This window comes from Psychrobacillus sp. MER TA 171, from assembly GCF_023713305.1.
Taxonomy (GTDB): Bacteria; Bacillota; Bacilli; order Bacillales_A; family Planococcaceae; genus Psychrobacillus.
Genome location: NZ_JAMAWN010000015.1, coordinates 58723 through 78584 on the forward strand (window position 1 = coordinate 58723; position 19862 = coordinate 78584).

24 protein-coding genes are annotated in these 19862 nt (G+C 36.3%); 20 read left to right on the top strand and 4 right to left on the bottom strand.

Annotated elements, in window-relative coordinates:
• The first annotated feature begins 51 nt into the window (after positions 1-51).
• From M3627_RS14075 to M3627_RS14100, 6 genes are all read left to right on the top strand, one after another.
• Positions 52-1224 carry an ABC transporter substrate-binding protein gene (locus M3627_RS14075; protein ID WP_481900286.1) on the top strand — a complete coding sequence of 391 codons (1173 nt, stop codon included), beginning with the start codon at positions 52-54 and terminating at the stop codon, positions 1222-1224.
• Between the two features lie 103 nt (positions 1225-1327).
• Positions 1328-2200, top strand: a complete 873-nt coding sequence (locus tag M3627_RS14080; protein WP_169360146.1) for a branched-chain amino acid ABC transporter permease — start codon at positions 1328-1330, stop codon at positions 2198-2200.
• A 10-nt stretch (positions 2201-2210) separates the two neighbouring features.
• Positions 2211-3164 (top strand): branched-chain amino acid ABC transporter permease, encoded by a 954-nt coding sequence (locus M3627_RS14085; RefSeq protein ID WP_251556175.1) that lies wholly within the window; start codon positions 2211-2213, stop codon positions 3162-3164.
• Positions 3154-3942, top strand: a complete 789-nt coding sequence (locus M3627_RS14090; RefSeq protein WP_251556176.1) for an ABC transporter ATP-binding protein — start codon at positions 3154-3156, stop codon at positions 3940-3942. Before M3627_RS14085 ends, M3627_RS14090 begins: the two co-directional genes overlap by 11 nt.
• Positions 3935-4639, top strand: coding sequence for an ABC transporter ATP-binding protein (locus M3627_RS14095; RefSeq protein WP_251556202.1), 705 nt, complete (start codon positions 3935-3937; stop codon positions 4637-4639). The genes M3627_RS14090 and M3627_RS14095 overlap by 8 nt, the downstream gene beginning before the upstream one ends.
• Before the next feature lie 237 nt (positions 4640-4876).
• Positions 4877-6421 (top strand): sensor domain-containing diguanylate cyclase, encoded by a 1545-nt coding sequence (locus tag M3627_RS14100; RefSeq protein ID WP_251556178.1) that lies wholly within the window; start codon positions 4877-4879, stop codon positions 6419-6421.
• A gap of 36 nt (positions 6422-6457) precedes the next feature.
• Here the strand turns inward: M3627_RS14100 and M3627_RS14105 are convergent, their stop codons facing one another.
• Positions 6458-6835: a hypothetical protein gene (locus tag M3627_RS14105; protein WP_169360142.1), complete on the bottom strand. Its 378-nt coding sequence runs from the start codon at positions 6833-6835 to the stop codon at positions 6458-6460.
• 82 nt (positions 6836-6917) lie between these two features.
• On the opposite strand from M3627_RS14105, the gene M3627_RS14110 reads away from it, so the two are divergent.
• The 3 genes from M3627_RS14110 (at position 6918) to aac(6') (ending at position 8267) form a co-directional block, all read left to right on the top strand.
• Complete coding sequence (locus M3627_RS14110; protein ID WP_251556180.1) at positions 6918-7370, top strand: OsmC family protein; 453 nt, start codon at positions 6918-6920, stop codon at positions 7368-7370.
• Positions 7371-7562: 192 nt separating this feature from the next.
• Positions 7563-7805 (top strand): hypothetical protein, encoded by a 243-nt coding sequence (locus tag M3627_RS14115; protein ID WP_169360140.1) that lies wholly within the window; start codon positions 7563-7565, stop codon positions 7803-7805.
• A 6-nt stretch (positions 7806-7811) separates the two neighbouring features.
• Positions 7812-8267: an aminoglycoside 6'-N-acetyltransferase gene (gene aac(6'), locus M3627_RS14120; protein ID WP_353056470.1), complete on the top strand. Its 456-nt coding sequence runs from the start codon at positions 7812-7814 to the stop codon at positions 8265-8267.
• Between the two features lie 91 nt (positions 8268-8358).
• Here aac(6') and trhA read toward each other — a convergent pair whose 3' ends face one another.
• Positions 8359-9009: a PAQR family membrane homeostasis protein TrhA gene (trhA, locus tag M3627_RS14125; RefSeq protein ID WP_251556181.1), complete on the bottom strand. Its 651-nt coding sequence runs from the start codon at positions 9007-9009 to the stop codon at positions 8359-8361.
• A gap of 139 nt (positions 9010-9148) precedes the next feature.
• Between trhA and M3627_RS14130 the strand changes: the two genes are divergently transcribed.
• The 6 genes from M3627_RS14130 to M3627_RS14155 all read left to right on the top strand — a co-directional run bounded on the left by M3627_RS14130 (position 9149) and on the right by M3627_RS14155 (position 13426).
• Complete coding sequence (locus tag M3627_RS14130; protein ID WP_251556183.1) at positions 9149-9715, top strand: DUF1836 domain-containing protein; 567 nt, start codon at positions 9149-9151, stop codon at positions 9713-9715.
• A complete protein-coding gene (locus tag M3627_RS14135) occupies positions 9715-11232 on the top strand; it encodes an amidohydrolase (RefSeq protein WP_251556185.1) in 1518 nt (505 codons plus the stop codon). The genes M3627_RS14130 and M3627_RS14135 overlap by 1 nt, the downstream gene beginning before the upstream one ends.
• A 53-nt stretch (positions 11233-11285) precedes the next feature.
• The gene (locus M3627_RS14140; RefSeq protein WP_169360136.1) at positions 11286-11594 is read left to right on the top strand and encodes a magnetosome magnetite crystal formation protein family; all 309 of its coding nucleotides are present in this window, start codon (positions 11286-11288) and stop codon (positions 11592-11594) included.
• 27 nt (positions 11595-11621) lie between these two features.
• Positions 11622-12443: a type II pantothenate kinase gene (gene coaW, locus M3627_RS14145; protein WP_251556187.1), complete on the top strand. Its 822-nt coding sequence runs from the start codon at positions 11622-11624 to the stop codon at positions 12441-12443.
• Positions 12444-12607: 164 nt separating this feature from the next.
• Entirely contained in the window at positions 12608-12808 is a 201-nt protein-coding gene (locus M3627_RS14150) for a cold-shock protein (protein ID WP_053589685.1), read from the top strand.
• A gap of 102 nt (positions 12809-12910) precedes the next feature.
• A complete protein-coding gene (locus M3627_RS14155; RefSeq protein WP_251556188.1) occupies positions 12911-13426 on the top strand; it encodes an SRPBCC family protein in 516 nt (171 codons plus the stop codon).
• A 73-nt stretch (positions 13427-13499) separates the two neighbouring features.
• On the opposite strand, the gene M3627_RS14160 is transcribed toward M3627_RS14155, so the two are convergent.
• Positions 13500-13892: a reverse transcriptase-like protein gene (locus tag M3627_RS14160; RefSeq protein WP_251556190.1), complete on the bottom strand. Its 393-nt coding sequence runs from the start codon at positions 13890-13892 to the stop codon at positions 13500-13502.
• Between the two features lie 90 nt (positions 13893-13982).
• Between M3627_RS14160 and M3627_RS14165 the strand changes: the two genes are divergently transcribed.
• Entirely contained in the window at positions 13983-14165 is a 183-nt protein-coding gene (locus M3627_RS14165) for a zinc-finger domain-containing protein (protein WP_169360132.1), read from the top strand.
• A gap of 37 nt (positions 14166-14202) precedes the next feature.
• On the opposite strand, the gene M3627_RS14170 is transcribed toward M3627_RS14165, so the two are convergent.
• Positions 14203-14406 carry a cold-shock protein gene (locus M3627_RS14170; protein ID WP_169360131.1) on the bottom strand — a complete coding sequence of 68 codons (204 nt, stop codon included), beginning with the start codon at positions 14404-14406 and terminating at the stop codon, positions 14203-14205.
• A gap of 804 nt (positions 14407-15210) precedes the next feature.
• On the opposite strand from M3627_RS14170, the gene M3627_RS14175 reads away from it, so the two are divergent.
• From M3627_RS14175 to M3627_RS14190, 4 genes are all read left to right on the top strand, one after another.
• Positions 15211-15843: an HD domain-containing protein gene (locus M3627_RS14175; protein ID WP_251556191.1), complete on the top strand. Its 633-nt coding sequence runs from the start codon at positions 15211-15213 to the stop codon at positions 15841-15843.
• The gene (locus M3627_RS14180) at positions 15840-17720 is read left to right on the top strand and encodes an ABC-F family ATP-binding cassette domain-containing protein (RefSeq protein WP_169360129.1); all 1881 of its coding nucleotides are present in this window, start codon (positions 15840-15842) and stop codon (positions 17718-17720) included. Before M3627_RS14175 ends, M3627_RS14180 begins: the two co-directional genes overlap by 4 nt.
• 25 nt (positions 17721-17745) lie before the next feature.
• Positions 17746-18858 (top strand): conserved virulence factor C family protein, encoded by a 1113-nt coding sequence (locus M3627_RS14185; RefSeq protein ID WP_251556192.1) that lies wholly within the window; start codon positions 17746-17748, stop codon positions 18856-18858.
• Between the two features lie 666 nt (positions 18859-19524).
• Entirely contained in the window at positions 19525-19809 is a 285-nt protein-coding gene (locus M3627_RS14190; RefSeq protein ID WP_169360126.1) for a hypothetical protein, read from the top strand.
• Positions 19810-19862: the final 53 nt, after the last annotated feature.

Below are 19862 nucleotides of genomic sequence, written 5' to 3' on the forward strand. Positions count from 1 at the left end.
TAGTTCGCTTTTCAATTTCAAAATTTTCAAACAACAAAGGGGATGCATTTTATGAAAAAATCAAAGTTTGCTTCATTATTCCTAGCCTCGACCCTTCTCATTGGAGTTTTGGCAGGTTGTAATAGTGAAGGCGGTTCAGGGGATGGCGGAGATACGATTAAAATTGGTATTAATCTTGAGCTATCTGGTGGAGTTGCTTCCTACGGACAATCAGAAGACAAAGCAATTGATCTGGCTGTAGAGGAAATTAATGACGATGGTGGTATTGACGGGAAGAAAATCGAACTTGTAAAAGTAGATAATAAATCGGATGCTGGTGAAGCCACCAGTGGAGCAATTAAGCTTATTACAAAAGATAAAGTAGTCGCTATCATTGGCGCTGCAACTAGTGGTAACACTGTAGCTCAAGTAGAAGTTGCTGGAAAAAATAAAGTACCACTTATCTCTCCATCAGGCACGAGTACTACAGTAACCGTTACTGATAAGGGTAAACTAAATGAGTTTGCTTTCCGCACAGCGTTTATTGACCCATTTCAAGGAACAGTAGCAGCAAATTTTGCAGCTAATGAGTTAAAAGTTAAAAACGTAGCGATTTACGCAGATAACAGTAGTGATTATGCGAAAGGCTTAGCAGCTTCCTTTAAGAAGGATTTTGAAGCTGCAGGCGGAAAAATTGTTGCACAGGAATCTTATGTTGCTAAAGATACAGATTTCCGTTCTACATTAACAAGTCTTAAATCTAAAAATCCAGATTTCATCTTTATCCCTGGTTATTACGAGGAAGTTGGTCTTATCGTTAAGCAAGCTCGTGAAATGGGGATTACAGTACCATTGATGGGAGCAGATGGATGGGATTCACCGGATATTGTTGATTTAGCAGGGGCAGATGCATTAAATAACACATATATTATCACTGCTTATTCTTCAGAGGATCCAGATGGTAAAGCTAAAGCTTTCTCAGATAAGTTTAATGAAAAATACGGGGAAGCTCCTAACTCCTTCCACGCTTTAGGCTATGACACTGTTTATCTATTAAAGGATGCAATTGAGAGAGCAGATTCAACAGATGGAACAAAAATTAAAGAGGCATTAGAAGCAACAGATAATCTAGATCTTGTAACTGGACTTTATTCAATGGATGAGAATCACCACCCAGTGAAATCAGCAACCATTATAGAGTTCGTAGATGGAGAGCAAGTGTTTAATACAAAGGTTAATCCATAAAATATTGTTACTAATAACGGAGGGATTCATTCCCTCCTTTTCTGTGACTCTATGAAAAAAGAGGTTAGGCTTGTGCTGCCCTAAATATAAGGAGTGTAACTACATGGAATGGGTTCAACAGTTGATTAATGGTATTTCACTAGGAAGTATATATGCCTTAATCGCCCTTGGATATACAATGGTTTATGGAATTATTAAGTTAATAAACTTTGCTCATGGCGATGTATTTATGGTAGGTTCTTTCATTGGTTTCTATTCAATTACCGTATTTGGTTTAGGCTTTTTTCCCGCACTTATTATTTCAATGACTGTCTGTGCATTATTTGGTGTTCTAATAGAGCGCATTGCATATAAACGACTAAGAAATGCTACACGTATAGCGGCTTTAATTACTGCCATAGGGGTTTCTTTACTCATTGAATATGGAGTGATTTATATAAGAGGTGCTCAATCTGAGGCATACCCAGATTTCTTTAAGAAAAACTTTGAACTATTTGGTGTGCAAATAGGTATGCAGTCCATCTTAATATTGTCTGTTTCCGTTGCATTAATGATTATTCTGCAATTTATCGTACATAAAACGAAAACAGGAAAGGCAATGAGAGCTGTTTCTCATGACACAGAGGCGGCAAAATTAATGGGTATTAACGTAGACAACACAATTTCCGCAACTTTTGCAATTGGTTCAGCCCTAGCGGGTGCTGCTGGTGTTATTTTTGGAGTTTACTATACAAAGATTGACCCATTAATGGGAGTTATTCCAGGGGTAAAGGCCTTTATAGCAGCAGTATTAGGGGGAATTGGAATTATACCTGGAGCAATGGTAGGAGGTCTACTTTTAGGTGTTATTGAATCTGCTGTAAGTGCAATAGGCTTCTCTTTGTGGAGAGATGCAGCAGCATTTGTCATTCTAATATTGATACTTATCTTTAGACCATCAGGTATTTTTGGCAAAAATGCACGAGAGAAAGTGTAGGTGTATACGTATGAAGAAAACCTCTAAACAATTTTGGCTATTTGTCGTATTGGGGATAGCCATCTATGCTGTCATACAGCTTCTTATTATGAATGGGATTATAGATCAATTTTATAGTAATACAATTATTGTTATATCTATTAATATTATATTAGCCGTAAGCTTACACCTTATAATTGGGATCACCGGACAGTTTTCTATAGGGCATGCAGGCTTCTTAGCAATTGGAGCATATATTTCAGCTATTGTGACAATGAGACTTGAATTACCGTTCTTCTTAGCCATAATAATAGGTGGAATTGTTGCAGCTTTAGCTGGGTTGATCGTTGGCATTCCTAGTCTTCGCTTAAAGGGAGACTACTTAGCGATAGCAACGCTCGGCTTCGCTGAAATTATCCGTATTGTCTTTTTAAATATCGACTATGTTGGAGGAGCTTCTGGTATGCAGGTTGACCATATGACAACATGGACTACAGCATTCATCTGCTTAGCAATTACTATTTTGGTGATTGTCAATTTCACAAATTCAAGACATGGTATTGCCTCCATTTCAGTTAGGGAAAATGAAATTGCTGCAGATGCCATGGGAATAAATACGACTTATTATAAGGTAGCAGCATTTGCAATCGGTTCCTTTTTTGCTGGAGTAGCAGGCGCTCTTTACTCACATAATTTTTATATCATTCAGCCAAGTCAATTTGGTTTCTTGAAATCGTTCGATATTTTAATCTTTGTTGTTCTAGGAGGATTAGGGAGCTTATCTGGAGCCGTTTTATCAGCTATCCTATTAACCGTCGTTTCAACTTATCTACAAGGATATCCAGAAACTCGAATGATCATATACAGTCTCGTACTAATCATTGTTATGTTGTATAGACCAAAAGGATTGATGGGGACGATGGAGATTACAGATTACTTTAAAATGTGGAGAACACCAAAAGGGGGCAGTCAATATGGAAAATAAGCCTTTACTAGAGGTGATAAATGCCGGAATTCAATTTGGAGGATTGAAGGCTGTCCAAAATTTAAATATGGTTTTAAATGAGGGAGAGCTTGTAGGTTTAATAGGGCCAAACGGAGCAGGGAAAACAACGAGCTTTAACCTATTGACTGGGGTCTATGCACCTACCACTGGAGATATTATGTTTAACGGGGAAAGAATTAATGGATTAGCCCCCTTTAAAGTAACTAGGAAAGGCATAAGTAGAACCTTTCAAAATATTCGTCTGTTTAATGAATTAACTGTCTTAGAGAATGTGAAGGTTGCTTACCATTCGTTGGCTAAGCATACAATGCTCAGTTCTATATTGCGTCTTCCTTCTCATTTTAAAGGCGAGCAAGAGATGGAAGAGAAATCTATCGAATTTTTGAAGATATTTAAATTAGATAGATATAAAGATGAGCTTGCTAAAAACCTTCCTTATGGTCAACAGAGACGGTTGGAGGTTGCAAGAGCTTTAGCAGCAGGTCCTAAGCTGCTTCTACTAGATGAACCAGCTGCTGGGATGAATCCTAAAGAAACAAAAGAACTGATGGATCTTATAGGATTTATCCGGGAAAAGTTTGATTTAACTATTCTATTGATAGAACATGATATGAATCTAATAATGGGTGTCTGTGAAAGAATCTATGTTTTAGATCATGGGCAGCTATTAGCTGAAGGCACTCCTCAAGAAATACGAAATCATCCAAAGGTCATTGAGGCTTATTTGGGAGAGGAGGTTCCAAATGTCCATGCTTAAAGTAGAAAATATGGATGTGTATTATGGGAATATCCAAGCTTTACATAATATATCGTTAGAAGTGAATGAAGGAGAAATTGTTACGTTAATCGGAGCGAACGGGGCTGGAAAAAGCACGCTCCTTAAAACTCTATCTGGATTGTTAAAGCCTAAGAAAGGGAAAATCGAGTTTTTAGGTAAATCTATAACAGGGAAAGCAGCTCAAACGATAGTGAAGGCTGGTATATCTCATGTGCCAGAGGGTCGAAGAGTTTTTGCTAATCTTACTGTAGAGGAAAATCTCGAGCTAGGAGCATTTCTTCGTAAGGATAAGGCAGGCATTAATTCAGATTTAACAAAGGTTTATGAAACTTTTCCAAGATTGTTAGAAAGAAGAAAGCAGCTATCCGGAACACTCTCCGGGGGAGAACAGCAAATGCTTGCCATTGGACGTGCCATTATGGCAAAGCCTAAACTAGTGTTACTAGACGAACCGTCGATGGGATTGGCTCCGCTTATGGTTCAAACTATTTTTAAGGTCATAGAAGAAATAAATAATGACGGCACCACCGTATTATTAGTTGAACAAAATGCCCATATGGCACTTTCCATAGCTAATAGAGGATACGTTATTGAAACAGGTAAGGTAGTATTATCTGGACCTGCAAGGGAGTTACAATCGAGTGAAGAAGTTAAGCTTGCTTATTTAGGTGGTTAATAAAAGATGCTAGGAGAAAAAGTGAGCTTGGTAACTATCAAGCTCATTTTCCTTTTTATAAGGTATAAGGGATGTCAAATCTTTAACATCACACAACTTTTCGCCTATTTGAAAAAAGAATTTTTCTTCTCTTTTTCTCCATATCAATCAAAATATCTATTATCTATAGTTATTCATATATAAATAATGCTACAATGAGAAAATGTAGTAATTATATTGTATAAATTTGGAGGAAACATGATAAGAACGTTACGTTTTTGGATTTTAACTTTAATTTCATTTTCAATCATTGGCATACTGACAAGCTCACTCTTTTCAAGCTATTTAGTGACAAAAGATAGCTTGATTGATAACTCGTTGGAGCAAAATCGAGTATATTCTAAAAAGCTGGCGGAAATGTCAGAGGAGCTTTTTTCTTCTATGCAACTTAATCTTGAAGGGAGAAAAGCTGATATTATCAAGCTATTGGATAATCCGACAGAATTAACAATAGTATTGAACCAGCTGATAGTAACAAGTAAAAACTTTAACTCTGTCTCAGTTATTGATAAGAACGGTCTCGCGATAGCTACTTCTCCTAATGTAGGAATTGCTGGTACTGTTATTCAATCCGAAGGTGTTAAAGAAGCATTAGATAAGAAAGAGAATATTATTACAAAACCATATATGGCTGCGACAGGTAGATTACTAGTTCTTGTATCCACCCCGCTTTTTAATGAACAAAATGAGTACCTAGGAATGCTGAACGGAACCATCTATTTAGAAGAGGATAATTTTATACGAAACATATTAGCAGAGCATTATTCTAAAGATGGATCGTATGTTTATGTCGTAGACCATTCAGGAACGCTTATTTATCACCCTGATGAAAAGAGAATCGGAGAAATAGTAAAAAGTAATGAGATAGTAGAGAGCTTAATCAGAGGGGACAGTGGCGCAAGTATTACAGAAAATACGAAGGGTGACCTTTACGTGGCTGGATATACTTTAATAGAAGCAAGCAGATGGGGAGTAGTATCACAAACCCCTTATGCTTCAAGTATAGAGCCTCTTGCTGGAATCATATTGAAGATATTTTTATATGCACTTCCTTTTATAGTTTTATTTCTTGTAGTAGCTTTTGTGCTTTCAACTAAACTAGCTTCTCCATTACAAAAACTTGCGATGTACACAATGGATCCTCAATTTAATAGAAATGAGCTAGAAATTCCGACATGGTATTTTGAAGCTAAGCAGTTAACCGAAACTGTTGAAAACTATCGAAAACAGCAAGAAGAAACTGTAGAGGATTTTAAAACTCAATCCTTAACTGATCCTTTAACTGGGCTAAAAAATAGAAGGTTTGCAGAATATCTTTATAGTCATTTAATCGAGAGTAAAAATAACTTCTCGATGATTATGGTGGATATCGATTTCTTTAAAAAAGTAAATGATGAGTTTGGACATAATGCAGGGGATGAGGTTTTGCAATTCTTAGCTTACCGAATGAATAGGGTCACTCGTGAAGAAGATTATATCATTCGATTAGGTGGCGAAGAATTTGCAATTGTTATGCCGAATACTCTACTAGAGGAAGCATACCGTATTGCGGAGATACTGAGGAAAGATATTGAATCTACATTACCTCCAACCAATAAGGCTATTACCATATCTTCTGGAGTGGGGGAATACAAATATAAGGCTGAAGCGATTTCTTCATTCATGGACCGTATTGATCAGGCTCTATATAAGGCAAAATCTAATGGGCGTAATCAAACGATTATATCCAAGTATTCAAAATAACGTAAAAAGGTTTTAGCCAGTAGCTAAAACCTTTTGTCATTGTACATTGTTCATCTTTTTAATCAGATAAAATACAGCCTCTATAATTATTCCTATTACTAACCCAAAAGCACTAAACATAAACAGGGAGAGGATTCCGATTATATCACCGTTTCCTTCAGAATTTATAATGAAGGAGCGGAAAAGGTCAATGAAACCTATTGCCAATCCAAACGTAAATAAATAAAATGCTTTGTAGAGGTTGTATAATAGCATAGCCCCAGCTGTTACTCCTGCTACAATGGAAAAGGCTGCAAAAGCAATAAAGTTCATAATAACTAATTCTTGTCCTAATACATACCTAACACCTAGAATTAGTAAAAAAAGCGAAGCTACAATGATGAAACCAGCAATTTTTCCATAATTTTTTAACAAATTAAACGCCTACCTTCTCTTTTTATAATATAGGAAAGTGGCACAATTTCCAATACATCGATAAGAAAGGTTTGATTAAATTATGACGGAACATCTATTTCATTTAAAAGCGAATTGGCCTGGAGGCAGAAATGACGTGGGAGATATTCACTCTGGGAATTTACAAACTAATATCTCCATACCAACAGAAATGGACGGACCTGGAATTGGAACTAACCCTGATGAAATGCTTTTAGGTGCTGCAGCGACTTGTTATATTATTACACTAGCTGCAATGATGGAGAGAAGTAAAGTAAATACAGAAAACTTAGAGATGAACTCAACTGCTATAGTAGATGTTACAAATGGTGTTTTTACGTATAAAAAAATTATTCATCGTCCGATAATTGTAATAACTGATGAAAAAGACAGACTAGTATCAGAAAAGCTCGCTATTAAAGCAGAACAAAGCTGTATGATAAGTAAAGCATTGCGAGGAAATGTGGATATTGAAGTAGAATATTCTATAAATATAACGGATAAATCGATTTCATAAAATAGTGAAGAACGATATAACTAAATGATTATTTTGATTTTCATACCTTTAAGTTAAATTGCTAAATATGAAGAAGTTATAATAACCGATATTTTTCAATATTGATCTTTAATTGATTGTTCATGTTTTTACTTTATAAAAGGAATTACATCTTTAATTAAAACTACATTTTGATTAATAGGGGTGAATACAGTGGAATGGATAATAATACCAGCTTTAATTTTTTCTGTACCTGTCATAAGAGCGATAACAGATCACTTAGAAGAAAAAGCACGTATAAAAGCTAGCTCTGTTAAAGATGCGTTAGAACTAGAAAGACTAAAACAAGAAAATTTTATCATTGAAACCGAAAAGATGAAAATAGAATTGGAACAAATGAGATTACAATCTCCCTCTCCAAGCTTAGACTTTTCCGTTACTAAAAAGGAGGTTTAGCATTGTATGGAAGGTATAATGATGATTAAACGAGCTGAAATAGAAGATTCAATGGATGTAGTCAGATTAGCTTCTCTTCTATGGCCAGGACACAACATAGAAGAGTTTAAAATAGAAACAGACCAGCTGATAAAAAACGAGAATGCGATTGTTTATCTAGCATATGGTCCTTTAGGAGAACCAATAGGATTTGCACAGTGTCAAATTCGAACAGACTATGTTGAAGGAACTAGTACAACGCCAGTAGGCTATTTGGAAGGACTTTTTGTGAAAGAAACGTTCAGGAAATCAGGCATAGCCAAGCAGCTAGTTAAACATTGCGAAGACTGGTCTATTTTAAAAGGCTGTAGGGAGTTTGCTAGTGACTGTGAGCTAGACAATGAGGAAAGTTATAACGTCCACCTGAATCTAGGCTTTAAAGAAGTAAATCGTGTCATTGCTTTTGCTAAAAAGCTGACTTAAACATACGGAAATTATGAAAGGCACTTTCTGTTCAATTTGAACGGGAGGTGCCTTTCTCATCGGCTATATTTTGTTTATACAACGTGGAGGTTTATATCACATATTCATATACACATATAAAATGAAATATGGTTCCGAGCAATATAAAAATATGGAAAATTTCGTGGAAGCCTAATTTTTTTATAAATGGTAGATTAGGCTTTATACCATATATGATTCCGCCTATCGTATAGAAAATGCCTCCTCCAACTAAATATAAAAGTCCATGGGTACCAAGACTTTCAGCTAAAGAAGGAGCAAGAAAGATAATAATCCATCCCATTCCTATATAAAGGGCTGTGGAAATCCATCTTGGGCAATCAAACCAGACCATCTTAAATAATATTCCTGAAAAAGCTAGGATTCCAATTAAACCAAATAATAGATACCCTGTTGAACCCTTTAAAGTAATCAGACAAAAAGGAGCATATGTGCCAGCGATGAGTAAATAAATCATCGAATGATCTAAACGGCGTAAAAACTGAATAACACGTTCTTTCGATTTAACCGCATGATACGTAGCAGAAGCTGTATAAAGCAATATCATACTAACGCCAAATATAGAGAGAGCTGTTAATGTTAGGCTCGTTGCGTTTAAGGTAACTCCTTTCATAATCATGAGGAATAATCCGACTATTCCTAAGATAGCTCCAAATAAATGCGATAAGGAGTTAAAAGGTTCTCTAATATAATTTTCTAGCATAAATGAATGCCTCCACTTCAATATGTAGTTTTAATAACTACATATAATGATATATTGATATGCATTGATAGTCAAGGTTTACCTTTATTGAGTTTTAAGTTACTATGTTTTTAAGTATTACTAGGAGGTTCATTTATTTATGAATGATTTAAATAGGTTAATTGACCGATTAGCTTTAGACACTGCCATTAAAGAAGAGGATATACCGGAAATAGACTTATATATGGACCAGGTTATACAGCTTTTTGATGCTAAATACGGGACGACCATTCGAAGTGATGAAGACAAGGTATTAACTAAAACGATGATTAACAATTATGCAAAGGGCAAGCTATTCGTTCCGATAAAAAATAAGAAGTACTCTAAACAACATATTATGTTGATTAATCTTATTTACCATTTAAAAGGATCACTTTCCATCAGTGATGTGAAAGAAACTTTATCTCCCTTAAAGGAGAAAATGGCTTCAGATGAATTTACATTAAATAATTTTTATCAATATTTTATTTCCCTTCAGCAAAATAATAAACAAGTCTTTTTAAAAGAAATTCAAGATTTAGATAAACTAACTAAAGAATTAGAGGCCGAGGATGAATTACAAAAACTACTGTTAATCTCTTCTCTAGCTAATATGAGTAATTTTTATAGAAGAGCTGCGGAGTTGCTGGTTGATGAGCTTGCTCCTAAAGAAAAGGAGAAAAAATAATGAAAACTCTTTGGACAGACGGAAGTATTTATACAATGGATTCGGAAAATTCTATGACGGAAGCAGTGTTAACAGAAGCTGGAAAAATTATCCGAACAGGTGAAAAAGAAGAATTACTTCCCATGGCCGACATAGTTATTTCCCTTGAGGGGTCTGCAATGTACCCGGGATTGGTAGATAGTCATATTCATTTGATCGGTCACGGGGAAAAGCTTTCCTATCTCGACCTTTCTGGCTTTACATCCATAGAAGACATAGTGACAGAGGTAAGAAAAAAAGTCGTTCCTGGTCAGTGGTACGTAACAGAGGGCTGGAACGATAACAATTTAATAGAGAGTCGCCCTATTACTCGAGCTGATCTAGACGGTGTTATACAAGAAAGCCCAATCGTATTAAAAAGAATTTGTAGGCATGTCCTGGTAGCGAATTCCAAAGCAATGGAAATTGCGGGGATAACCGAAGAAACTACTAGTCCAGTTGGCGGAAAGATAGGAAGAGATGATAATGGTAGATTAAACGGTCTATTCTACGATGAGGCACAGAATCTAATCACTTCTCACATCCCACCAGTTACTTCAGATTACTTAGCAGACGTTATACGATTAAGTATCCAAGATTTACTCTCAAAGGGACTTACAGGCGTGCATACGGAGGATATGTCCTATTACGGGCCATATAATGTGCCATTAAAAGCGTACCAAGATGCTGTAGAAGGAAATTTTAAAGTTCACCTGTTAAGACATCATTTAGTTTTTGAACAAATGCAGGGAGAGGTACCTACTGAATTCATAGAATTTGGTGCGATGAAAATTTTTGTAGACGGTTCATTGGGAGGAAGAACAGCTCTATTGTCTACTGATTATTTTGATGCCACTGGAACACAAGGGGTAGCTGTTCATCCTGAAGAAAAACTTGAGCAATTAGTGAAAATAGCTCGAGATTACCAAGAAAATATAGCAGTGCATGTAATTGGAGATAAGGCTACAGAGCTTATATTGGATGTAATCGAAAAATATCCGCCACCTCATCCGAAAAAGGATCGGCTCATTCACGTAAATGTTTTACGGAAGGATTTAATAGAAAGAATGCGCAAGCTTCCTTTAGTATTAGATATCCAGCCAATATTTGTTCCTTCAGATTTTCCTTGGGTAAGAGAACGATTAGGAAGCGAAAGAATGGAGTGGGCATATGCCTGGAAGACTCTTATAGCTGCTGGATTAGAATGCTCAGGCGGTTCAGATTCGCCGATTGAAAATGCGGATCCATTTTTGGCCATGGATGCTGCAGTGAACAATGTGTGGAATCCTGCTCAGTCATTGTCCTTGTATGAAGCACTTTGTCTTTATACAATAGGTAGTGCTAAGGCAATAGGTAAGGGGCTTTCTCGAGGAAAAATCGAATCAGGCTATGATGCTGATTTTACAATTGTTAATGAGCCGCTTACCGTAAGTAATCTAGCGAAGGTGTCTGTGTGTAAAACAGTAGTAGCAGGGAATATTGTCTATGAAAGAAAATGAAACTAATTATCTGTATATCCGTATAATAAGTTAAAGAAAAAGGAGGTTATATCATGGAAAATACAGGGCTAAAAGTATTATTACATGCAAGCACTTGGTTTGCACCGTTTTTAGTACCATTTGTGTTGTACTTAGTAGTAGATAATCATGAAATTAGAAAGTTATCTATTCAAGCAGTACTTTTTCAATTAGTAATGTCAGTCCTACTGTTTATATCATTTCTACTGATATTTATTATAATAGGTATTCCATTAGTAATAATTTTTGCTATAATGGCTTTTGTTGTCCCGATTATAGGTATAATTAAAGCAATCAATGGCGAAACATTTAATTATCCTATTGTGGGATCATGGATTAAATAAGGGCTGTAATGTAAAAGGGGAAAAAGTATGACTACTAGAATTGGTATTGATGCAGGTGGAACTTTAACGAAAGTCGCTTACTGGAACGATGAAAATATAATGTCCTTTAAAAGTTTTCTATCCTCAGATTTTCAAAGTGTAAAAGAGTGGGTGGAAAGTAAGCATTCGTCAAGTTCTATCTGCCTTACTGGTGGTCGAGCAGAACAACTAAAAAAGATCCTTTTGTCAAAAGAGGATCTTCCTTATGTAGTTGAGTTTGATGCAACGATGAATGGTGTGATGCATCAAATGAAACAGGAAATCATTAATAGTAGCTCGGCAATCATTGCAAATATTGGTACAGGTACTTCAATACATATTATGCATGATAACTCGCATGCTCGAATTGGTGGAACTGGAGTAGGTGGGGGAACACTTTTAGGATTGGGAATGGCATTAACAGGTTTAACAGATTATAAGGAAATGATTCAGTTATCTTTAAATGGAAATAGATCGGCAATAGATGTTTTAGTAAGTGATATTTATAAAGATAACAAATTACCAATAACTGGATCGCTTACTGCTAGTAATTTTGGTGGTGTTTCTTTAAAAAACGAAGAAACAAGAACAAAAGCAGATCTTATTGCAGGTATCCAGGGTATAATTGGTGAAGTTGTGGCAACATTATGTATACAAGCTGCAGATGCTCATGGTGTCGAGGACATAATTTATATAGGTTCTACACTAGAAGATAATATATTGCTTCAGGAAATTATAGAATCCTATACGATACTAAAAAAGAAAAATCCAATATTTTTAGAAAAACATGGGTATAGTGGAGCGATTGGTGCATTATTGGAAAACAATTAAAAAAGATTTTGGATAATTGTTGCATTATTAGGATAGGCGTGTTATATTTAAAGAGGATTATTTTTGTTCGGTTAGTTAGTAGGTGGCAACACTTTTACTTAACAGTGTTGAGCAAGGATAGTAACACAATGTATGCACAATTTGCATACGAGGAGGATACACACATGGAACAAGGTAAAGTAAAATGGTTTAACTCAGAAAAAGGATTCGGATTTATCGAACGCGAAGGCGGAGACGATGTATTCGTACATTTCTCAGCTATCCAAAGCGAAGGTTTCAAATCTCTTGACGAAGGTCAAGAAGTAACTTTTGAAATCGAGCAAGGCCAACGTGGTCTTCAAGCTACTAACGTAGTTAAAGCTTAATTTTAAACCTAAACTTTAACAGGCTCTCATTTCGAGGGTCTGTTTTTTTGTGTTATCATATATAGAAAGGTTCACATATTGATATGCAAGGGAGTAGTTTGGATGAAAAAGTGGAAGAAGGATATAATTATTAATGTGCCTATTGAATTTGCATGGCCTTATTTCTATGGGGACTTAGAGAAAAAGAAAGCAATTTTCCCTAAAATTATAGATGAAGAGGTTTTAAAGGAAACACATGAAGTGGAAGGTACAATAATCCGACAAGCATATAAAAACGGATCGATAGACGAATCCTATGACCTTACTATAAAAAAGTTCATCAACGAACCAAATCATAAGCTCGTACAAGAAGCCTTTATTTTAAACAACATGTTCCGTATGAAGGTGGATTACGAATTAAATTCAGTGGATGAAAACCAAACAAGGTTTACTTATCGATCTGTTAATAGACCAAGAAACCCCTTGTTGAGTCTATTTCAACTCTTCGGTAAAGATGATGTTATTATACGATTCATGAATCGTACAAAAACTAATATTGAGGAAGCGTATAACCCAAACGGAATAGAACAAGACGTAATCGTAACACCAGGAGAGATTGAAGTAGTACCGGAAAAGTAAAAAGAAATGATGGCATAGGAAATACCCACAAAAAACACCTCCATTCAAATTTACTTGTTGGAGGTGTAGCTTGTTATGATAAATTCTTTCGTACTGCTTCTCGTGCTAATGCATGGGCAGCTTTATTTTGGTCATCAGATATCCACTTTATAAAAAACATATCGAAGGTATCTGTTATAGCTAGTATTTTTTCTAATATGGCTGCAAACTCAGGGTTTTTAGCGTAGCGTTTTTCAACTGTTGCGAATACTATTTGTGAATCAGTCCTAATAGAGACGATGGTAGGGGATAATTTCGATACTTCTTCCAAACCACGTTGTAAAGCGATAAATTCAGTAACGTGATTTGTTTGGTCTCCTATAAACTCACTAATTTTAATCTGGTGACCTTCTCCTTTGATAAAAATCCCAATTCCACTAGGTCCTGGATTGCCAGTAGTGGAGCCATCAATATATAATTCAATCATTATTAATCATCCTTTAAGGTAATGTTAGGTAATTTTTAGAATAAATATAATTGTACTGTTGAATATGTCAAACGGCAAGGAGTAGAAAAAATGAAGCATACACAAATTATAAATGAAATTGATCAGCTAATAGAAAATTATTGTGAAGGCTGTTTGGTGAAAAGTGAGCTAAGAAAAGAAAAAGGTAAGGCTAAAGCTCATCAGTTTTGTATTAAAGGCTGCACGGTTGGGGAAGAGATAAAAGAGGCAGGCAACAAATTATTTGGAAAATAAAAAAAGTCCCACGACCAGTTGCCGCGGGAAGAACTGTTTACTTCGATTTTATAACGTTTGCAGCCTGAGGTCCACGGTTTCCTTCAATGATCTCAAATGTTACTTCTTGACCTTCATCAAGTGATTTGAAACCTTCTCCTTGAATACCAGTAAAATGGACAAAAACATCTTCCCCATCATTGTACTCGATGAACCCATAACCCTTTTCGTTGTTAAACCATTTTACTTTCCCCTGTTGCATAACTGTTCCTCCCTTAATCCACAAAAAATTCTGTAAATGGATAAAATAAACTATACATGAAATAGATGCTACCGTCAATAAAATGTCGAATTATAGCTAAAATCTTATCAATTTTATGAGGTGAAAAAAGCTTCAATTTAAAATATACTCCAACAAACTTAAGTATACCCAAATTAATGAAGAAATTCTCAATTTAAAATATGAATGTGATTAGGTCTTTGGATAGGTAAATTAAATTATTATAATAAATTTTAGCTTTGTTAAAGTTATTGGTTGATTATGACTAACAATTCTTTTTTATAGTGACTGTAAACATAAACAAAAGAACTTTCAAATTGCTATTAAGAACAAATATAGATGATGAAATTGGGGTTGGTGACAGTTTTTCAGCTATGTTTATGTGAGTAAATTTGTTAGTGCTTTATCGATGTTAAAGCGGTTCCCATTTATTGATTGGAGCGCCAGACGGCGACTCCTAAGGGATGAGTGAGACAGATAAGACATCACAACCACGCGCGTAAGCGATGGGTGATGGCTTATCGCTCACCCCGAGGAAAGCGTCCGGCTGGGGCGGAAATCAATTCTACTCTCTGATCTAAGATTTATTTGCGTCATAAATTCACCTTACCCTTTATAAATTTTAAACAATAAGAAAAGGCAAGCTAAAGAGAAAATATGATATCCACTTACAACAAGAGGGTACCTTCGAATGACTTTCAAAGGAAAAGACTGCACTATAGCGGTCTTTTTTTCTTTTTTTCGTTATAATGAATAGGATGACTCGTTTGAAGGAGGTATTTTAATATGAATGCTATTATCCTGTGTGAAAAGCTAGTCAAAGACATATACAACAAATTTGACGCCAGTCATGATTTTTTGCATATAGAAAGAGTGCGTAAAAATGCGCTGACCATTGCTTCTACGGAGATAAATATCGATTTAGAGATAATTGAATTAGCAGTACTACTACACGATGTAAGCGATCCGAAATATTCGAACGAAGGGAAATTTATGGAGGATTACATCATTGAGCAACTTGAACTTTCTGATGTATCAAAAGATAAAGTAAAAAAAATCATTCAATCTGTTTCCTTTAATGGAGGAAATGAGACAACCGCGGATACGATCGAGGCGAAGATTGTTAGAGACGCAGATCGGCTAGATGCTATTGGAGCCGTTGGAATAGCAAGAACGTTTGCATATGGTGGAGCAAAGGGAAGAAAATTATACGATGTAGCCGAAACGCCGAGAGACAACATGTCCATCGAGGAATACCGTTCTAAGCAAACAGCTTCCGTCACTCATTTCTATGAGAAGCTGCTGAAGCTGGCAGACGGAATGCAAACTAGAAAAGGCAGAGAGCTTGCTACAGAAAGGCATGCCTTCATGGAATTATTTCTAGAAAACTTAAGAAAAGAAACAGGGGAATCTATATGAGTCATTTAATCATTTCTAATCTTACAAAAACAGTAGGGGAGAAAACGCTATTTGAAAATATTTCATTTACAATTAATAATCAAAATCGTGCAGGGTTAATCGGTATCAATGGTACAGGAAAGTCTACATTTTTATCGATTATAGCTGGACAGCTTGAGGCTGACTCTATTGACCGGGACCATCCAAACAAGTTTCGAATCGCCTATTTAGAACAGCAACCGGTATTTGAAAAAGAAGAAACGGTCCTTCAAACTGTATTTAGTGGAGATTCACCTATTCTGAAGATCAACAGAGAATATGAAGAAGCATTGCTCGCTTTAATGGCTAATTCCGATTCAACTGAATTACAAAATAGATTGATGGACTTACAGCAGAAAATGGATGAGCTACAAGCATGGGATGTAAATGCTTTAGCAAAAACAGCTTTAACTAAGCTAGGGATTACGCAGTTTGAAGATTCAATTTTACATTTATCTGGTGGCCAACAAAAAAGAGTCGCGCTTGCAAAAGTGTTAATAGAGCCGGCTGATTTATTGCTATTAGATGAGCCTACTAACCATTTAGACAAAGAGTCAACAGATTGGCTGCAGGACATGCTGCAAAAAGTAGAAGGAGCCATTATCTTTGTTACACATGATCGTTACTTTTTAGACACAGTAGCCACTCATATTTATGAGCTTGCTGATAAAACGTTGTATACTCACACAGGTAATTATGCAGATTATCTGGAATCTAAAGCGATTCGTGAAGAGATGAACGCTGCATCTCAGCAAAAGCTACAAAATTTATATCGTAATGAGCTAAAATGGATTCGCAGAGGTGCAAAGGCTAGATCTACCAAGCAAAAGGCAAGAAAAGATCGTTTTGAAGAAATCGATTCACAACTGGACCGCGATAATTCTGCTTTAAATCTAGAGCTTGAAATGGCTACTACTAGGTTAGGGAAGCAGGTGTTAGAGGGTAAAAATATTTCTAAACGTTTTGATGCAAAAGTCATTGTAGATGATTTTTCGTTTATCCTACAGGCAGGAGATCGAGTTGGCATAGTGGGGCCAAATGGGGTTGGAAAGAGTACTTTACTGAAAATGCTAGCAGGCGAGATTCAGATGGACTCTGGAGAAGTAGTTGTTGGATCGACTGTAAAACAGATGCACTTCTCACAACAGCTTCCAAAACTAAATGAACAAATGAGAATGATTGAATATGTACGCGAATCCTCCAATCTAATAGAAGTAGGATCTGGAGAAAAATTCTCGGCTGCTCAAATGCTTGAACGGTTTTTATTTCCATTAAATACACATGGCACGCAAATAGGCAAGCTCTCCGGTGGGGAGAAAAAACGTTTAGTTCTATTAAAAATGTTAATGGAGCAGCCAAATGTTCTATTTTTAGATGAGCCAACAAATGACCTGGATATTCAGACCTTATCTGTTTTAGAGGACTTTATGGAATCCTTCCCTGGTGTAATTATTACTATTTCTCATGATCGTTTCTTCCTGGACCGTATTGCTAAAAAGCTTTGGATTCTAAACGGAGATGGCTTAGTTAGAGAATGGTTAGGAATTTATTCGGATTATTTGGAAGACCTTAAGGATACATCAAAAAAAGTAGTGGAAGTTAGGAAAGATAATGCACCCGTAAAAAGTACGAAGGAAAAGAAAAAGCTAACTTATAAAGAACAACGAGAATGGGATACAATCAGTGAGGATATTGAAAAAACAGAGAGGTTGATTGAAGAATTGGAGCAAAAGCTGTTAACTACAGGCTCTGATTTTACATCGTTACAGCAATTGACCGAACAATTAGATCAAGCAAACGAAGTATATGAGAAGCTAATAGAAAGATGGTCTTATTTAGAAGAAATCGTTTCGTCCTGATTTTATAATATTGGAGGTATAAGATATGAAAATATTGACAATAGAACCAACGCCAAGTCCGAATACGATGAAGGTAGTCGTTGACCAGGAGCTTCCTTTTGGGAAGAGTTATAACTATAAAAAGGATCATATAGAAGACGCACCAAAAGAAATACAACGTATATTTGATATCGAAGGAGTAAAAGGGGTATACCACGTTGCGGACTTTTTAGCGATTGAACGAATTGCAAAGTTTAGTTGGGAATCCATCTTAGCATCTATTGAAAATGTATTTGGCGGTGAAAATGAAGCGGAAACTGAAGAAAAGCCTTTAGATCATTATGGTGAAGTATATGTCCATGTACAATCATTCAAGGGGATCCCGCTTCAGGTGAAAGTATTTGATAGTGAATCAGAGTCAAGATTTGGTTTATCTGCCCGCTTTACCAAGGCTTTGGATGAAGCGATGGAGGGTGATAAAGAAAATTATATTATGCTTCGTAAATGGGTTGACTATGGTGTACGATATGGTGATCAAAAAGAGATAGGCGAGCAGCTTGTAAAAGAATTAGAGGCAAGCTTTCCCCAAAGTAAGCTGGAGCAACTAATTGCAGACAAAGACAAAGCCGAGGATGATAGAAAGCCTATAAGAGTTCCGTTCACTTTGGAGGAATTTGAAATAAGTGAATGGGAGAAGAGGTTCCAATTACTTGATAACCTTATTAACCCACAGGTTGAAGATATCCCAGTTCTAGCAAAAGCAATACAGGATGAACAGGTTTCAATAAGAAGGCTTGCTACTGTATATCTTGGTCTTATTGAAGATGAAAAAGTCATTCCGTACTTAGAAATAGCACTGAAAGATAAGAGTGCATCGGTTCGACGTACTGCAGGAGATGCAATGAGTGATTTAGGATTTGTACAATTTTCAAAAGCAATGGAAGAGGCGCTGTTTGATAAAAACAAATTAGTTCGTTGGCGAGCAGCTATGTATTTCTATGAGGTGGGAGATATGGATGCATTACCAGCCTTAAAGAAAGCGATGGATGACAAGGAATATGAAGTTAAGCTTCAAATCCGTATGGCGATTGCCCGTATTGCAGAAGGAGAAGAAGCAAAGGGCTCCGTTTGGAAGCAAATGAGCGAGGCAAGAAAATGAGTAAAAGTGAAGAGTATGGCGGATATCGCCAGCTCTTCTTTTTTAATTGTTTAGGAAACTATAAAGTTCTAAACCTGTGGATAAATTGATGTCTAGCTTCATCGCCTTGCCCCTCGGGGTCAAATGGAGAAAAGCTCCGGTGGCTGAGGAACTGCCTCCTCGCTTTTCTTCATTTGCCTGTCGGGGCAGTGACAGGCGATTATGCTTTTCTTGATGTCTAGCTCCACCGCCTTGCCCCTCGGGGTCAAATGGATAAAAGCTCCGGTGGCTGAGGAACTGCCTCCTCGCTTTTCTCCATTTGCCTGTCGGGGCAGGGATAGGCGGTTGCGCTTTTCTTGATGTCTAGCTCCACCGCCTTGCCCCTCGGGGTCAAATGGATAAAAGCTCCGGTGGCTAAGGAACTGCCTCCTCGCTTTTCTCCATTTGCCTGTCGGGGCAGACATAGGCGGTTGCGCTTTTCTTGTTGAAAAGATTGAAAATTGTAATAACTGTCGTTTTAAATGTTTAACAGACTAAAATGTGGGGAATTTTATTGTATATAGCGGTTTTTTCTCGAACAGAATCGATACATTAAAAAAGTAAAATTAATTTGTAATGTTGTTGTGTAAATTCAGGAAAATAGGTGAATAATATAAGTAGAACATAAAGTCGAAACGAGGGATCAAAATGAGTAAAGACCAAGTGAAGAAAAAAGAATACAAATATCGGGAAAATACCCAAATCACATACTATTTTACAACCATTTTTCTGATCGCCGGTACTCTTTTAACCTTGTATCTGCTGACTTTTAAAGTAGAAAATATCAGCATATTCATTATTGTATTGTCTATTTTGGCTGGTGGCTTACCGGTAGGTTTTATCGGAGCGTTTATCGATTATAAAATGTCAGTATCAAAGGTAAAATATCGCACCAATTCATCCGTAAAAGAAAGCAGACCTGAGCATAATTAATGCAAGGTCTGTTTTCTTTTTATATAGGCATTATTCAGAAATCATCAGTTCTA

Excerpts from the sequence above, each read along its gene's own strand:
- M3627_RS14075 (WP_481900286.1), top strand. The coding sequence starts at position 52 with ATGAAAAAATCAAAGTTTGCTTCATTATTCCTAGCCTCGACCCTTCTC.
- M3627_RS14080 (WP_169360146.1), top strand. The coding sequence starts at position 1,328 with ATGGAATGGGTTCAACAGTTGATTAATGGTATTTCACTAGGAAGTATA.
- M3627_RS14085 (WP_251556175.1), top strand. The coding sequence starts at position 2,211 with ATGAAGAAAACCTCTAAACAATTTTGGCTATTTGTCGTATTGGGGATA.
- M3627_RS14090 (WP_251556176.1), top strand. The coding sequence starts at position 3,154 with ATGGAAAATAAGCCTTTACTAGAGGTGATAAATGCCGGAATTCAATTT.
- M3627_RS14095 (WP_251556202.1), top strand. The coding sequence starts at position 3,935 with ATGCTTAAAGTAGAAAATATGGATGTGTATTATGGGAATATCCAAGCT.
- M3627_RS14100 (WP_251556178.1), top strand. The coding sequence starts at position 4,877 with ATGATAAGAACGTTACGTTTTTGGATTTTAACTTTAATTTCATTTTCA.
- M3627_RS14110 (WP_251556180.1), top strand. The coding sequence starts at position 6,918 with ATGACGGAACATCTATTTCATTTAAAAGCGAATTGGCCTGGAGGCAGA.
- trhA (WP_251556181.1), bottom strand. The coding sequence starts at position 9,009 with ATGCTAGAAAATTATATTAGAGAACCTTTTAACTCCTTATCGCATTTA.
- M3627_RS14130 (WP_251556183.1), top strand. The coding sequence starts at position 9,149 with ATGAATGATTTAAATAGGTTAATTGACCGATTAGCTTTAGACACTGCC.
- M3627_RS14135 (WP_251556185.1), top strand. The coding sequence starts at position 9,715 with ATGAAAACTCTTTGGACAGACGGAAGTATTTATACAATGGATTCGGAA.
- M3627_RS14140 (WP_169360136.1), top strand. The coding sequence starts at position 11,286 with ATGGAAAATACAGGGCTAAAAGTATTATTACATGCAAGCACTTGGTTT.
- coaW (WP_251556187.1), top strand. The coding sequence starts at position 11,622 with ATGACTACTAGAATTGGTATTGATGCAGGTGGAACTTTAACGAAAGTC.
- M3627_RS14150 (WP_053589685.1), top strand. The coding sequence starts at position 12,608 with ATGGAACAAGGTAAAGTAAAATGGTTTAACTCAGAAAAAGGATTCGGA.
- M3627_RS14155 (WP_251556188.1), top strand. The coding sequence starts at position 12,911 with ATGAAAAAGTGGAAGAAGGATATAATTATTAATGTGCCTATTGAATTT.
- M3627_RS14160 (WP_251556190.1), bottom strand. The coding sequence starts at position 13,892 with ATGATTGAATTATATATTGATGGCTCCACTACTGGCAATCCAGGACCT.
- M3627_RS14165 (WP_169360132.1), top strand. The coding sequence starts at position 13,983 with ATGAAGCATACACAAATTATAAATGAAATTGATCAGCTAATAGAAAAT.
- M3627_RS14170 (WP_169360131.1), bottom strand. The coding sequence starts at position 14,406 with ATGCAACAGGGGAAAGTAAAATGGTTTAACAACGAAAAGGGTTATGGG.
- M3627_RS14175 (WP_251556191.1), top strand. The coding sequence starts at position 15,211 with ATGAATGCTATTATCCTGTGTGAAAAGCTAGTCAAAGACATATACAAC.
- M3627_RS14180 (WP_169360129.1), top strand. The coding sequence starts at position 15,840 with ATGAGTCATTTAATCATTTCTAATCTTACAAAAACAGTAGGGGAGAAA.
- M3627_RS14185 (WP_251556192.1), top strand. The coding sequence starts at position 17,746 with ATGAAAATATTGACAATAGAACCAACGCCAAGTCCGAATACGATGAAG.
- M3627_RS14190 (WP_169360126.1), top strand. The coding sequence starts at position 19,525 with ATGAGTAAAGACCAAGTGAAGAAAAAAGAATACAAATATCGGGAAAAT.